The following is a 15,103-nucleotide window of genomic DNA, read 5'->3' on the forward strand; positions in this document are numbered from 1 at the left end:
ACAAATTGCAGCTTGAAAAATGCAAAAATGGGAAACAAAATTATTATTTTTTTGTCTTGATTTTTCAGTCCAGTATCAATAGGTAATTGCATAAAATTAATCAAATGGTCTAACAATAACCATAATAACCGCTATGATCATCAATAATGCCGGCACTTCATTGACAATACGATAAAATTTCTCGGAATGATTATTTTTTCCATCAACAAAATTCTTTCGCCATCTAGATAATAAACCGTGAAAAATAGTTATGCCTAAAACTGCTGTCATTTTTATATAAAACCATGTTCCTAAAGCTACTAACCCATATATATAACTATTGATTATACCTAAAGTATAGGTACTTATCATAGCAGGATTCATAATTATTCTGAGTAACTTACTTTCCATTAACTGAAATGTTTTATCAGATTCACTCCCTACCGCCACTCTAGAATGATATACATATAATCTTGGCAAGTATAATAAACCCACCATCCAAGAAATTGCCGATATAAGATGGAATGCTTTAAACCATAAATAATAACTAGCCATTAATATTATCTCCTGTTACTTAATTTTTAAATGAAATAATGGTATGGACCTACCCTATATACAGAATGAGAAGCATATGCTAATCTTCTAGGATAGGAAATGAATCCTAAACAACAATAAGGAGACCCATATGGAAGTTACCACAATTGGTATAGATATTGCAAAAGAATTTTTCAAATTCACGGTGTAGATAAAAATGGTAAGACAATATTAAAGAAAAAATTAATGAGAGAGCAGGTTCTAACTTTTATGGCTAACTTACCAAAGTGTCTAGTAGGCATGGAAGCTTGCGGTGGAGCTAGCTATTGGGCAAGAGAATTAACAAAATTAGGTCATACTGTAAAACTAATAGCTCCACAATTTGTTAAGCCTTATGTTAAAACTAATAAAAATGATCAAGCAGATAGCGAAGCAATATGTGAGGCAGTAGCGAGACCTAATATGAGGTTTGTGCCTATCAAAACTGTAGAGCAACAAGATATTTTATTTATTCATAGGGTAAGGCAACGATTGGTAAAAATTTATTATTCCTCAAATTTAATGTTAAAAAAAGATTTAGTATCTCACCCTACGCATAACCCAGGGCAATTTAAAAATTCCGGGAAAGTACAAAACGTCATTGCGATACCACTACATGGTCGAAGCAATCCACATTCATTAGATTGCTTCGTCGCTACTAAAGTAGCTTCTCGCAATGACGCCAAGCTATTTTTTTATATGGCTTTTAAATGCCATGCGTAAGGTGAGTAAAGTAATTCTATATTTGGCTCTTTTTGGCTCAAAATATAATTAATTAGTTATCGCAAACAGCCTTCTAGACCGCTTCTGTTTACAGTTTTTATCCGTATCTGACGACGTCAAATATTGCGAGGGCATAATATCAAATATAATTAATATCGCAACTATTATTTTTATAAAAAATCTAATATCTCAAAACTACATAAGGTAATTATTTTCCCATCCTCAAGCTGAATTCTTATACCTCCATTTTCATCTATATCTTTAAAAATCCCTGAGATTTTTGTGTTTCCATCATTTACACTAACCATCTCGCCCAACTTATAAGCATTTCTAAGCCAATATTGTCTTATTTTACTAAATCCCTGTTCTTTCCATCTACTAAAATATTTTTCAAAATTAATCATCAAGATATCTAATAAATATTCTGTATCTTTTACTTCTATATTCTCATCAGATAAATTGGTTGCCAGTTGCTCAATATTTAAAGGATTTTCCTTGATGTTAATGCCAACACTTATAATAAGATAATTATTAGACCTCTTTCTAAACTCTACTTCTGCTGGTAATTTGGACAATGATGCGGTACTCGAATCCTCACGTACATTAGAGTACGCTGCGGTTCTGCGTTCCGCGTCTCCTTCAAATTCCTCAGCATAAGCGAGTTTAGAAAGAGGTCTATTGTTATTTATACTAATAGATTCAAGCAATACACCAGATACTTTCTTGCCATTTATCAAAATATCATTTGGCCATTTTAATTTGATAGAATTTCCTGAGCTAGCGGTTAAAGAATTAATAGTTTTATAAACAACAATAGCCATAACAAAAGATAATTGCGGAAGATAACTAAGATTAATTTGATGCTTTAATAATATACTAACATGCAAATTCCCTAGATTAGAATGCCAAATTTTGTTATTTCTTCCACGCGATTTTGTTTGATTTTTTGCTAATATTACATAACTACCATCAGAACAGCTCTTAGCCATCCTAATAGCTTCGCAGCTAGTACTATCTATTGTATCAAAAACTAGTAGCTTATATTTTTTTTGCCAAGACATAACTCCTCATCAAATTACTTTATAAAAAGAGAAAAAATTAACAAAAATCCTATAATAAAACAATTTATAAACTTTAAGCTTTGATGGGTTGGTACTAAATCTAGCTGCAAACTTTTATTTGCCTCAAAAAAGTACATAGACCTAACTATTTTGAGGTAATAATAAGCTGCTATAATACTGGTACCAATAGCTATAAATGCTAGAGTAAATTGTTCCTCTACAATAGCCTGATAAAAAATGAAATATTTACCAAAAAATCCTGCCAGTGGGGGAATACCAATCATCGAGAACATGATAATGGTAATCCCAGCAGCCAAAGCCTTACGACTATTCGCCAGACCCTTAATATCATCAAAATTTGCCGTATCAGCTTTTCCCCCCAGCAGAGCAATTAAACAGGCAAAAAAGCCTAAAACGGAAGCAGCATAAATAAATATATATATTAATGCTGCATTATTACCTTGCTCACTATGCAAAGCAACTCCCAGCAAAACATAACCAATATTTAGAATAGTGCTGTATCCCATTAGCCTTTTGAGAGAGTTTTGTTTAATAGCCCCACCTGCCCCAATCAACATTGACAAAATTGCTGTTATTTTTATTAAATCAACTGAAATTTGTTTATAATCACCAACTACCATCGTCATTATATTTAATAACACCACTACATTGCCAAATTTTGTAGCAGCAGCAAAATAGGTAACTGAAGGAATTGGTGATCCTTCATATACATCTGGCGTCCAAGCATGCAAAGGAGCACTAGATAATTTAAAGAAAATACCACTTAAAAAAAGTACTAAGCCACTTACTAACCCAATATTTGGCTGCGGTGATTGATTTAATTTTTGTAGAATATTACTATAATCTAAACTACCACCAAATCCATAAATAAAGGATATCCCAAACAAGGTCAGACAACTAATCAAACTACCTAGAATAAAGTATTTTAACGCTCCTTCTGATGATTTAATATTATACAAACTAAAGCCAGCTAGTACATATGCTGCTAGTGCTTGCAATTCCATAGCCACAAATAATAGTAGGAAATTACGAGCCGATATAGTAATAAAAATACCAACGGTCGAAAGTAACGCCAAGGTTATGAACTCTGGCTTAAATTTTTCATTATAGTCAATTGATGAGAAGTTGGGGACGTTGTTGTTTGTCGCTTGCCTATTACTTATAGGCGTCGTTCCATCGCTCCTAGCCCCAAATTCTCCTGAATTGACTATAGTGACTTTACAATAACCATAATAAATTATTATTGTCATTATTGAAAAAAGCAAAGCAAAGACTTTACAAACACCAGTAAAACTATTAATGGCAAAGGAATCATTAAAAGCTACCGCTCTACTCTGCACCAAAGTAATAGAAAATACAATCGATAATAATATTGTAATATTAGTGATGATTCTAGTTTTGTTACTAAAAAATACAGCCGATAGTTGACTAAACAAAGCCAGTAAGGTCAGCATTATCTCAGGCAAAATAATTATAAATTGTTCTAAAATTGGGTTTATCATATTTCAGGTTCTTAGATTAATATAGTTAATATATACTATAAGATTGCTAGCACTAAGTAGAATAATAAAAAAATATATTAATTTTACATAAATTATGTAATTTAATATTACTCCGTCATTGCGAGCCACCGTAGGTGGCGTGGCAATCCACTTCTAACCACTTTTCTGGATTGCTTCGTGACCTTACGGTCTCCTCGCAATGACGGTTTTTCAACTACTGTTTTCTTAAACTAACGCCTATGCACTCCTGCTACCCAATTCTCATCAATTGACTATAGCGGAGTAATGCTAAATATATTTATCAAGTACCATAGTCATAATTTTTTTAGCTATAGGAGCTGCCACCCTGCCTCCACCTCCGCCATGATCGACAAAGACCAGAATAGAGTAACGAGGTTGTTGATAGGGAGCGAACCCGGCAAATATAGCATGGTTACGCCTTTGCCAAACAACTGATTTACTGCTTAAATCATCATCTATATTAGCTTTTGCTTGCACTTGTGCGGTACCTGTTTTACCAGCTAATTGATGTCCTTCTGCTAAAATCCTACTATAATAGGAAGTTCCTCCTTCAGTATTAACTGCTTTATACATGCCTTCTTTTAAAATATCTAAGTATTTTTGATTGATGTTAACCTGATCAAATACCGATATATCTTTAGCAATTCTAGGATTATACAATTTCCCATTATTAGCAATTGCTGTTACAAACCTAGCTAACTGGATTGGAGTAGCTGATAAAAATCCCTGCCCTATCGATAAGTTAAGAGTATCACCAATTGTCCATTTAGAGTTAAATTTTTTCATTTTCCATTCTTCTGAAGGAAGGAAACCTGAGGCTTCTCCAATCAAATCAATACCAGTTTTTGTACCGAAACCAAAATTTCTTGCCATATCTAATATTTTTTTATGACCTGTTAAGCGAGCTATTTCATACATATAAGAGTTACAAGAATGCTTAATGGAATTATACATATCCACTGTGCCATGACCATGACGACTCCAGCACCGAAAGCTATTAGTACCTAATACCGAATCCCCAGTACAATTAACCGTTTTATCCGGTTTAATTCCACTCTCTAAACCAGCTAAAATTGTAATAATTTTGAAAATAGAACCAGGTGGATAAGTACTTTGTATGGTTTTATTAATTAACGGCTTATAAGGATCATTAATTAAACTTTGCCAATAATCTTGAGACAATTTTACAAAATTATTGGCTTCAAATACCGGCGACATAGCCAGCACTAAAACATTACCGTTATTTGTATCAATAACTATCGCCGAACAGCCTTGTTTAGTTAAATAAGGCTGCACTCTTTGTTGTAACTCTGCGTCAATATTTAGATGTAAGTCCTCTCCTTGTTGACTTGGAAGATTGGTAATTTCTCTGACTTGTTTGCCTAAAGCATTCACTTCTATCTGCTTATAACCAAATTTCCCACGTAACTTTTCTTCATAATATTTTTCTACACCAGATTTACCAATATTAAAATCCCCTAAATTATTGATTTCTAGCTCTTGTTTCTCTTGCTCATTAATCTGTCCAGTGTAACCTATTACATGACAAGCAGCTTCTGAAAAATGGTAAAATCTTACATAACCGACATCTACAAAAATAGAAGTTAAATTTAACTTTTGTTCCTCAATGAGTGACATTTGTTGCCAGCTAAGATTATCTAATATCAGTAAAGGAAAACGTTTATTGGCTTTTTTTATTTTTTGATTAATGTAATTTTGTTTTTCTTCAGTTAGTTGCAAGATATTTGCTACTAGAATTAATTCCTGTTTGTAATTAGTAGCCTCATGCATATCCAGTAATAACCTAAAACAAGTTTGGTTGGTAGCTAGAACATTACCGTTAACATCATAAATTTGTCCCCTGAATGGCGGAACTAGAATAAAACTTATACGATTTTTATCAGATAAAGTACGATATTTATCACTTTCAAATAACTGCATGTAAAACATTTTTCCAGCCAATAATGAAAATAATGTCAGTTTTCCTGAACCTATCAGAAAAGACCGTCTTGATATTAACTGGTTATGTAATATTTTATTATTTAGCATATTTTTTTGATAGCGATTCCTATTATGTTTTTGTAGTACTAGATACCAAACGTCATTGCGAGACCATGTAATGGTCGAAGCAATCCATTTCTAATACTTTTCTGAATTGCTTTGTCGCTACTAAAGTAGCTCTGAGCCATGACGTTTGGGGGTTAAACCTCCTCTCCTTGACGTTTGGGGAACAATGCCTTATCAAGAGGAATTCGTAGCAAATTATAGGAAAATATCGTAGTAAGATAGTGCATTAACATCGTAAGATACCCTTGGGAAGATAGACCTTTAGTTAAAATTAGCAAATATCTAAAATGTAATATAAAAAAATAATATAACCCAAAAATCAGGAAATTTGTTAAATAACTTCTAACTATAAAGAATTTTCCAGCAAATTGTAAAATTATGTGAGCAGTTACAAGAACCAAGGAATTTGTACCAATTGGCATAGAATATAATTGGTCAAAAATTATTCCTACTAAAAATATTAGCCAAAAACCAATATGATAAAATGTAGCAAAATAGTAAAGTAAACTAACTTCAAAAGCTGGAAAAATAACAGTTTCTGTGTTAATTCTAAAATTTTCTAGTGGAAAAATTACTAATAACAAACAACATTCTAATAATATTATTTTACTAACTATTTGTGATAATGTTTGTGGTAATTTGCTAAAGAATTTCATATTATTTTCAGTTCTTTAATTACTGATTCAATAATAGGCAGTACTAGGTCATACTTTCTTATGAGATCCAATACCAGTCTAGCAGATTCTAGCCCTTCCACTAAGTATAAATTTTGATTTAAAAAATTTCCAACATCTAAATGTTTACCAAGCTCATAACCAAATCTAGTATTTCGTGATTCCTTAGAATAACAAGTTAGCACCAAATCCCCTAATATACCTGGAGCACATAAAATAGAAGCATCTCCAAGCTCTCCATCAATAGCCTCAGATAAAATTCTTATTTCTTGAATTGCTTGAGTTATAAGACCGGCTTTTGCATTTTGTCCGTAACCTTTTGCATCATACCAACCACTCTTTATTGCTATAATATTCTTAACAGCCGATGCCACTTGCATCACTACCATATAGTCAGTTATGGTCAACTTAAATTGTTGAGATGCCAAGCTAATTGCTAGTCGTTTGGCAAGATTAACATCTAAAGAAGCAATGGTTACTGAAGTTAATAAATCTTGAGCAACTTCTTTAGCGAGGTTAGGTCCAGCTATAAAGGCTAAAGGATTAGCTGGTAATATGACTTTTACTTTATCAGATAATAACTCCGTAGGATCTCTGCCAAATCCTTTAGTTGCAACTAATAACGCTACGCTTTCAGATATCCCAGCGTTTTTTAATATCTTCAAAGTTTCCTGAAAAACAAAAGATGGTACCGCAATAATTATTACTTCTTTGTCTAGTAAAGCTGACAAATTATCACAAGGAACTAGATTGGTTGGTAATGTAATATCAGAACCAAGATATTTACTATTAGTTCGATTCTTTAATATTTCCTCGATAATATTATTCTCACGTACCAATATCGACACATCCTCATAGCACCTTGCCACTTGACAGGCTAGTGCAGTTCCCCAGCTACCGCCACCATAGACAGCAATGCTTTTAAATTTTTTCATAGCAATTATTTATATAGTGAATTAACTTAAATTGGCAACGTTATAAATCCGATTAGTATTTAGCCTTAGCGTCATTGCACATAGGTGGCAACCTAAGGAAATATATAGTTGAAAAGACGTCTATTAGCGAGTCCTAGTTAGGTGGCGTGGCAATTGTAAGAATCCTTATATTTATTCTAATTCTTCAATTTGCTCTTTAGTTAACCCAGTAGATTGAGATATTATCTCAATCGATATTCCAGCTTTCTGAAGATTTCTTGCCACTTCGAAATTTCTTCTAGCTTTGCCTCTAGCTTCGCCTCTAGCTTCGCCTCTAGCTTCGCCTCTAGCTTCACCTCTAGCTTCACCTAGCTGGATACCTCTAGCTTCACCTTCTTCGATATATTTTTGTGCAATAGTTCTCATAATAACGCCTTGTTCTTCTTCTGATAAATATTTGGTAGTACTTCCTCCAATTCTGATTGCTTTTCCTCAGGAAGCTTAGCGTCAGTGTACCATAAAAGCGATTTTATGTAAATATAGCCTTTTTCCTTATCTACTAATATCTCTAATTTAAATCTCTGCAGAAATTCTTCCCAAAGCTTTATAATATCTCGTTGATGAATATGCTTGAGCATATATTCTAACATCCCAATATGCTTCTTCTTCATTATTTCATCATCAGACATGCTTTGTAAATCGACCAATTGATAATCTTCTGTCATCACTTTCTTGGCTATAACTGCATCGGTAAATAAACTCCATAAATTCCTAGGAGCAGTATAAACTTCTTTACCATTATAAATCACTAAATTATATACTAATGGTAATTTCTTTCTTCCTTTTTTATGCCTTTCACACAATAATAATGTGTATTTCCATAATCGTAGAGCTATCCAATAATCAACGCCCGACTGAGCCTCAATCAACACATACACAAAAGCCTTACCCTGATTCTTGGTCGCAACTCCGTACACTATATCACTATATTTTTTGTTTAACGATTCCTCTATGTAGCTTTCTTTTTCTACTGTTATCTTTGATAAATCTACTAAACTCTTAAAATCATTCGGCAAATAATATTCCAAAAATTCTTGAGCTGCCACAGGATCAGCCATTATTGTTTTGACTAATGAATCATGCTTTAACTTTTTTGTCATAAAAGAATATTAAATTGATAAAACTACATATATCTCTATCAGATTTTGACTTATGCTAGGTAAGTCTACTATACCAAAATTTCTGAAATCATATAATTATCCTCTACAGCAACTAACCGAGCTTTAATAATTTGCCCAACGTCAAAATTACCTTGCAACTTTACCGGAATAAAATTTTCTGTATGAGCTATGTTATTTTGCTCTACAAGTAATTCCACTTCATGCCCTATATTCCTTTGGAAAAATTGTTGTAATTGCTGCTTCCCTGTTACCCTTAAAATTTCTGCTCTAGCTTTTCTAACAGATTTTGCTACTTGCGGCATTCTGGCAGCTGGAGTTTCCTCACGCTCAGAATACGGGAAAACATGTAAATATTGCAAATCCGCCTCAGAGATAAGTTTTCTTGTATTCTCAAACATTACCTCATTTTCCGTCGGGAAACCAGCTATAATGTCTGCCCCGAATGATACATTTGCTCTTAAGTTACGCAATTTATGACAAAAATCAATAACATTTTGACGATTATGGCGACGTTTCATACGCTTAAGTATCATGTCATCACCAGCTTGTAAACTAATATGAAAATGCGGCATAATTTGTGGAGCATAAGCCATCAAATCAAACAAATCATCATCGATTTCAGCTACATCAATGGAAGATAATCTAAGCCTTTTTAGCTCCGGAACCAACCCTATAATCCTTCTAATCATCTGGGCAAAAGTTGGAGCTCCTGGTAAATCTGGTCCATATGCCGTAACGTCAACCCCGGTAAATACTACTTCATTATACCCATTAGCTACTAATGTCCTTAACTGCTGTACTATCACTCCCATTGGGACTGAGCGACTATTGCCTCTAGCATAAGGTATAATGCAGAAGGTACAACGATGATTACAACCATTCTGTACTTGAATAAAAGCCCGAGATTTGCCATCAAAGCTAGCCACCAGATGATTAGCAGTTTCCGTCACAGACATTATATCATTTACTGCTACTTTTTCGTCAGTAAATTGATAATTGCTAGCAATCAATTTTTCCTCATTACCAAGTACTTTGTCGACCTCAACCATATTAGCAAAAATATCTGGGTTATTTTGAGCAGCACAACCAGTAACAATAATTCTTACCTTAGGGTTATTTTTCTTAGCTTTACGAATTGCTTGACGTGATTGTTTTACAGCTTCCTTAGTGACATAACAAGTATTAAACACCATGACATTTTCTAAACCAGAAAGAGCTAGGTTAGTTCTAATCACTTCACTTTCATAAATATTTAATCGACAACCAAAAGTTACAACCTTTTGAGTTAAGACTTCTTGTGGTTTAGTCATAAAAAACTCTCCACGTACCACTAAAGCAGCAGAACCAAGCATTATGATATTCTCCCCTTGTTTTGACATTTGTAGACTACCTAATTGAAATACCACTTGACAAGGAGAGCTAACAAAGCCAAGCTTTACTGCTGAAGCAAAGCTAGCACATGCCCCACTACCACAAGCAAGAGTTAAACCAACTCCTCTTTCCCAAACCGATAAATAAATTTTATTATCCTTGATTGAAGCAAAATTAACGTTAACCCCATCAGTAAACAACTCTTTTGCTTGTAATTTCTCTCCAATTATTTCTTTATCTTTAGTAGCTAAATCACTAAAAATAATAAAATGTGGATTGCCAATATCAGCACAAATAACTTCCTTGATATCAATCATATAACGTTCCATAATTGGCCAAATCTTTTCGGCTGAAGGCATCCAATCTTCCTCAAAACTAACTATCCCAGTATTTACCTCGATCTCGTTGTCACTTAATATCTTACAAGACAATTCTTTTCCGTATATTCTTAAAGTAACTTCTGTTATACCGAAATCAAGATATAATAATTTGGTAAGACATCTTGAAGCATTCCCACATAATTTGGCACTTGAGCCATTCTGGTTATATACAGCCATTTCATAGTAATTAGCTTTTTGATCGTAAATAATAAACTGATCACAACCAATACCAGTACGACGATTGGAGATATTTAGCGATAATTGCTGTAAATCACAATTTATAGGTAAATCACGCTGATTGATAATCACGAAATCATTACCTAATCCATGCATTTTAGCAAAATTGATTTTTTTAAACACGAGAATATCTTTAGATTATACAAAAGTCTATTATACTAAATATATATAAAAATATGTAGTAAATAAATAGACCTCTTGCATAACTGTTGGTAAATGGTTATATTTTTTGTCTGTACTTGATTAGTATTACTGTCATTGCACTCCAATCGTCATTGCGAGGAGACATAGGTCGACGAAGCAATCCACCTTCTAGCGTCATTGCGAGCGAACGTAAGTGAGCGTGGCAATCCATGAAGTGATTAGATTAGAAATGAATTGCTTCGTTGCACCACCAAAGTGGCTCCTCGCAATGACGGTTGGGGTGCATATGCGTCATTGCGAGACCATGTAATGGTCGAAGCAATCCATTTTACAACACCTTTCTGGATTGCTTCGTTGGCTCATGCATCCTCGCAATGACAACGTAATACTAAGCTATACTCTTTAAACTAATAAACAAGTGATAAAATGACCTTTAACTCAAGCAAACTTAACAATGGACTAACTGTTGTTACTTACCATATGCCTAATATAAAATCCGTAGCTATTAATCTCATTGTTAATGTAGGTAGCCGCTATGAACAATATTCAGAAATAGGGATATCTCATTTTCTTGAACATATGGCATTTAAAGGAACAACAACTAGAACTGCTAAGCAAATTGCTGAAGAATTTGACTCTATAGGAGGGCAGTTTAATGCTTACACCGGTCATGAACAGACTGTTTATTACTCAAAAATATTGAGTGAGAATTGTTATACTGCTCTAGAAATATTGGCAGATATCTTGCAAAATTCAGTTTTTTCAGAAGAAGAAATAGCCAAAGAATATCAGGTGATTTTACAAGAAATTGCTTGTGTACAGGATAATCCCGATGAGCTTATTCACGAAAAATTTTACAGTAGTGCTTATGAAAATCAAGCTCTTGGTCGGTCAATTTTAGGAACTTATGACAGTTTAGCAAAATTTGATAAGGAACATTTTAGCAGTTATATTGATAAACATTATAATGCCGGAAATATTTACTTATCAGTGGCAGGAAATGTTGAGCATCAACAAATTGTAGAATTTGCCGAAAAATTATTTTGTTCATTAAAAGATAAACCAAATAATCATTTTGAGAAAGCTAGATACACGGGGGGGCATAGTGTTATTACCAAAGAACTTGAGCAAACTACCTTGGTTCTGGGATTCGAAAGTGTACCCTATTTTAACATACAGCAATTATATCATACTCAAGCTCTGTCACTAATACTTGGTAACGGTATGTCATCAAGATTATTTCAACAAATCAGAGAAAAGCTTGGACTTGCCTACTCAATTGGTAGCTATAATAGCTCACACTATGATAGTGGGATTTTTGGCATATATGTTTCCACTAGTCATGATAAACTGCCATTTCTTGCAGAACAATTAGTCAATGAAATTAACAATATTTCTGTAGAGATCAAAGATTCAGAAATTGATCGGGCTAAAATACAATTAAAAACTAGTATCCATATATCCCAAGAAGATTCATCTTATAAGTCAGAAGAAATTGGTAAGAATTTTGCTGTTTTTGGCAAATATTTACCTATTGAGAACACTATTGAATATATTATGAATATAACAAACCGAGATATCATAAATATTGCTAACAAAATATTTGCTAGCAAACCTACTTTATCTATCATTGGGCCTAATCCACTTGCCATAGATTATCAAAAATTATCTAATGATCTGGCTCTATGAAATCGGTGCTATTAACTAGAAGTTCAGAAGATAATTACGACATTATTCAAGAGTTGCAGCGTAATCATCAATGTAGCTTTAACTATATATGCTGTCCTTTATTGGAATATCAAACTTTGCCATTAGATGGTACCCTTTTATATGATTATCCTAATATCATTATCACTAGTAAATTTGCTGCTAAAATCCTAGCCGGACATCAAGATATCGAAAAGAAGAATATTTGGATAGTCGGTAATTCATCAAAATTAATTCTAGAACAAAATAATTTTATAGTGCAATATGTTGCTAGCAATGTACAAGAGCTGCTAGAAAACATTCCACCAGAAATATATCACCAAACCGTATATTTATCGTCAAATGAAATTACCCAAGATTTACCTCAAGCGATTAAAAGACACATTATCTATCAGGTAAAATATGCAACTAAGCTTCAGCACATAGCAGAAATTGAAAAGGGCATCAATTTTATTCTACTATATTCACAGAACTGCACTAAGACTTTTATTGAATTATTAGTAAAAAATAATTTGCTAGAATCCTTAGCTAATAGTTTAGTTATTACTATAAGTAAAAAAGTAGCAAATATTATTAGCTCTTTTACTAAAAATGTGGTTTATTGTGATAATGGACAACCTCAGCAAATGTTAGAATTATTAATTTATAATGCCCAAAATAATGCAAAAATCAGAAACTAATATAATAAAAGTCCGTAGAAACAACTCTATTATTTTTACAATTATTTTGGTTGTATTATTTGCCATATCGGTAACTTATATGACTTTTTTAAATAATAAAAAGACGGATTCTAAGTTATCTAATAACGCAACAATACAAGAAACAACCATACAAGAAATCTCCCCATCTTCAGATACTACCAATTTAGAGGAGAATGCACCTCAGGAAGATAATGATAATTCTTCTGTAAGTACCCCCCACCAACCAGAACAATCTAAAGCCCCTTCCAATGTTTACAGTAATTATTTACTTAGCATCAATCTTCTGGTAAAGAATTTTCTGCAAGATAAAGATTATACAGAGCAACTTTATCAAATTGAAACTATGGAGTTACCTGCAAAAATAAAAAATATTTTGATAGATATGCACTATTATAATAAAAATTATTTACTTGATAATAATTTAGGTTTAGTAAGGGTATTTCCAAAAACCGATTGCTGGATCAAGCAATTTATCAAAATTGAAGAAAAATCTAGTAGCCTCAAAGATAAAGAAAAGCTGAAATTAAAAATAATAGGAAACCTAGATTATTTTATTAATTTCTTTTATTCAGAAGAACTACAACAAGAAAATTACAACAAGAATTCGTAGAGTAAACTAATGATAAGATTATTGATAATTTGTATTACATTTTTGTTGTTATATTTTAGTTTTTCTATGTTAAATCAACTTGACTCAAGATTAACTTTAAACTTATATGACTATTATATAGAAACAACATTTTTTACTTTCGTTATTTTATATATATTACTTACACTTTCTACTGCTATTTCTTTTAAAATATTATGTTTAATTATTAATCTACCTACTAATTTAAAAGCTCTTTTCTTTGCTAAAAGAGCCAATAACGATAATTACTTACTAATGAAAGCTATGGCAGAATACGTTTCTGGTGAAAAATTAAAATCAGCAGTAACGAGCCAAAAAATATCTTACCGTTTAAGCCAGGAAAATAAGGTGTTTCATACTTTACTTTTAGCAGAATCAGAACTAGATATTTCAGTAAAAATAAAATATTTTCAGGAATTAGAACAATCTAAATATTATATTCCTTTTGTTACCAAAAGACTCGCACAAATACATTATCAGAATAATATGTATGACATAGCTGAGAATTATGCTGTTAGATCGTTTAACCTAAATGAATCTGATAGTGAAACTTTAGAAATTTTACTTAATTGTTATGCCAAACTTGCTCTATGGACAAAATTTGTTTTTGTGGTATCTAAACTTAGCAGAGTTGACGGACAGAAACTAGAGTCGCTTAAAAACAAAATAGCTGATTATTATGTTATAGCTGCTAAAAATATGTTAGAGACTAACCAGACAAAAGAGGCGGTATATTATTTAGAATCAGCTATTAAGCTTATAGCTTCCCATATTGAAGCACTAAATCTTTATCTATCTTTAAACTCCTCTAAATGGAGTAATAAGAATCTTGAGTTATTACAAACTGCCTTCACAGCAAGCCCATCTTTTGAAATTGTAGAATTATATAAGAAATTTTCTACCAATGACTCCTCGGAAATTTATGACGATCTAGCAAATTTAGTCGATCCTAAAAAATATTTAGGATTATTTTTGGCGATAGCTGCTTATTTAGATTTACCAGAAAAGGTTGAAAGTCTTAGAGATGAGCCTGAACTATTATGATCCCCACTATAGTCAATTGATGAGAAGTTGGTGACGTCGTCGCTCAATGCTCGCCTATTACTTATCATAGTACCATACAATTTTTATTCTATAAGTATTAAGCAGCATAAAAACGTCATTGCGAGGAGGCGTGAGCCTACGAAGCAATCCATATAGTCTTGATGTATCTATACTA

General features: G+C 32.6%; 11 protein-coding genes and 4 pseudogenes. 5 read left to right on the forward strand and 10 right to left on the reverse strand.

What is annotated here, in order from left to right; genetic code table 11:
- Window positions 1–96 precede the first annotated feature (96 nt).
- The gene (gene hemJ / locus RiCNE_RS02700) at window positions 97–534 is read right to left on the reverse strand and encodes a protoporphyrinogen oxidase HemJ (RefSeq protein WP_094649086.1); all 438 of its coding nucleotides are present in this window, start codon (window positions 532–534) and stop codon (window positions 97–99) included.
- Window positions 535–664: 130 nt separating this feature from the next.
- Between hemJ and RiCNE_RS02705 the strand changes: the two are divergent.
- Window positions 665–1,053 (forward strand): annotated as a pseudogene (locus tag RiCNE_RS02705) (IS110 family RNA-guided transposase); the annotation flags it as partial.
- Window positions 1,054–1,445: 392 nt separating this feature from the next.
- Here the strand turns inward: RiCNE_RS02705 and RiCNE_RS02710 are convergent.
- The 8 genes and pseudogenes from RiCNE_RS02710 to dapF all read right to left on the reverse strand — a co-directional run.
- Window positions 1,446–2,336, reverse strand: coding sequence for a biotin--[acetyl-CoA-carboxylase] ligase (locus RiCNE_RS02710; RefSeq protein WP_094649087.1), 891 nt, complete (start codon window positions 2,334–2,336; stop codon window positions 1,446–1,448).
- A 14-nt stretch (window positions 2,337–2,350) separates the two neighbouring features.
- Window positions 2,351–3,475, reverse strand: a pseudogene (locus RiCNE_RS02715) (NADH-quinone oxidoreductase subunit N); the annotation flags it as partial.
- A 672-nt stretch (window positions 3,476–4,147) separates the two neighbouring features.
- Window positions 4,148–5,929 (reverse strand): penicillin-binding protein 2, encoded by a 1,782-nt coding sequence (gene mrdA / locus RiCNE_RS02720; RefSeq protein WP_094649088.1) that lies wholly within the window; start codon window positions 5,927–5,929, stop codon window positions 4,148–4,150.
- 152 nt (window positions 5,930–6,081) lie between these two features.
- The gene (locus RiCNE_RS02725; protein WP_094649089.1) at window positions 6,082–6,603 is read right to left on the reverse strand and encodes a hypothetical protein; all 522 of its coding nucleotides are present in this window, start codon (window positions 6,601–6,603) and stop codon (window positions 6,082–6,084) included.
- The gene (locus RiCNE_RS02730) at window positions 6,600–7,556 is read right to left on the reverse strand and encodes an NAD(P)H-dependent glycerol-3-phosphate dehydrogenase (protein ID WP_094649090.1); all 957 of its coding nucleotides are present in this window, start codon (window positions 7,554–7,556) and stop codon (window positions 6,600–6,602) included. The genes RiCNE_RS02725 and RiCNE_RS02730 overlap by 4 nt, the downstream gene beginning before the upstream one ends.
- A gap of 171 nt (window positions 7,557–7,727) precedes the next feature.
- Window positions 7,728–8,695, reverse strand: a pseudogene (locus RiCNE_RS02735) (Rpn family recombination-promoting nuclease/putative transposase).
- Between the two features lie 68 nt (window positions 8,696–8,763).
- Entirely contained in the window at window positions 8,764–10,026 is a 1,263-nt protein-coding gene (gene mtaB, locus RiCNE_RS07785; protein ID WP_204839949.1) for a tRNA (N(6)-L-threonylcarbamoyladenosine(37)-C(2))-methylthiotransferase MtaB, read from the reverse strand.
- Window positions 10,018–10,827 (reverse strand): annotated as a pseudogene (gene dapF / locus RiCNE_RS07790) (diaminopimelate epimerase); the annotation flags it as partial. The pseudogene dapF and the gene mtaB, both read right to left, overlap by 9 nt.
- Before the next feature lie 447 nt (window positions 10,828–11,274).
- On the opposite strand from dapF, the gene RiCNE_RS02745 reads away from it, so the two are divergent.
- Genes RiCNE_RS02745 through RiCNE_RS02760 form a run of 4 tightly spaced genes read left to right on the forward strand, consistent with a single transcriptional unit; the run spans window position 11,275 to window position 14,928 of the window.
- The gene (locus tag RiCNE_RS02745) at window positions 11,275–12,537 is read left to right on the forward strand and encodes a M16 family metallopeptidase (protein WP_239832624.1); all 1,263 of its coding nucleotides are present in this window, start codon (window positions 11,275–11,277) and stop codon (window positions 12,535–12,537) included.
- Window positions 12,534–13,235, forward strand: a complete 702-nt coding sequence (locus RiCNE_RS02750) for a uroporphyrinogen-III synthase (RefSeq protein ID WP_094649092.1) — start codon at window positions 12,534–12,536, stop codon at window positions 13,233–13,235. Before RiCNE_RS02745 ends, RiCNE_RS02750 begins: the two co-directional genes overlap by 4 nt.
- Window positions 13,204–13,866, forward strand: a complete 663-nt coding sequence (locus RiCNE_RS02755; protein ID WP_192866920.1) for a hypothetical protein — start codon at window positions 13,204–13,206, stop codon at window positions 13,864–13,866. Before RiCNE_RS02750 ends, RiCNE_RS02755 begins: the two co-directional genes overlap by 32 nt.
- Window positions 13,867–13,875: 9 nt before the next feature.
- Entirely contained in the window at window positions 13,876–14,928 is a 1,053-nt protein-coding gene (locus tag RiCNE_RS02760; RefSeq protein ID WP_133062928.1) for a tetratricopeptide repeat protein, read from the forward strand.
- Here RiCNE_RS02760 and RiCNE_RS07440 read toward each other — a convergent pair.
- Complete coding sequence (locus RiCNE_RS07440; RefSeq protein WP_157905654.1) at window positions 14,871–15,008, reverse strand: hypothetical protein; 138 nt, start codon at window positions 15,006–15,008, stop codon at window positions 14,871–14,873. The genes RiCNE_RS02760 and RiCNE_RS07440 overlap by 58 nt on opposite strands.
- Between the last annotated feature and the right edge of the window lie 95 nt (window positions 15,009–15,103).

This window comes from Rickettsia endosymbiont of Culicoides newsteadi, from assembly GCF_002259525.1.
Lineage (GTDB): Bacteria > Pseudomonadota > Alphaproteobacteria > Rickettsiales > Rickettsiaceae > Tisiphia.

Excerpts from the sequence above, each read along its gene's own strand:
- hemJ (WP_094649086.1), bottom strand. The coding sequence starts at position 534 with ATGGCTAGTTATTATTTATGGTTTAAAGCATTCCATCTTATATCGGCA.
- RiCNE_RS02710 (WP_094649087.1), bottom strand. The coding sequence starts at position 2,336 with ATGTCTTGGCAAAAAAAATATAAGCTACTAGTTTTTGATACAATAGAT.
- mrdA (WP_094649088.1), bottom strand. The coding sequence starts at position 5,929 with ATGCTAAATAATAAAATATTACATAACCAGTTAATATCAAGACGGTCT.
- RiCNE_RS02725 (WP_094649089.1), bottom strand. The coding sequence starts at position 6,603 with ATGAAATTCTTTAGCAAATTACCACAAACATTATCACAAATAGTTAGT.
- RiCNE_RS02730 (WP_094649090.1), bottom strand. The coding sequence starts at position 7,556 with ATGAAAAAATTTAAAAGCATTGCTGTCTATGGTGGCGGTAGCTGGGGA.
- mtaB (WP_204839949.1), bottom strand. The coding sequence starts at position 10,026 with ATGACTAAACCACAAGAAGTCTTAACTCAAAAGGTTGTAACTTTTGGT.
- RiCNE_RS02745 (WP_239832624.1), top strand. The coding sequence starts at position 11,275 with ATGACCTTTAACTCAAGCAAACTTAACAATGGACTAACTGTTGTTACT.
- RiCNE_RS02750 (WP_094649092.1), top strand. The coding sequence starts at position 12,534 with ATGAAATCGGTGCTATTAACTAGAAGTTCAGAAGATAATTACGACATT.
- RiCNE_RS02755 (WP_192866920.1), top strand. The coding sequence starts at position 13,204 with ATGCCCAAAATAATGCAAAAATCAGAAACTAATATAATAAAAGTCCGT.
- RiCNE_RS02760 (WP_133062928.1), top strand. The coding sequence starts at position 13,876 with ATGATAAGATTATTGATAATTTGTATTACATTTTTGTTGTTATATTTT.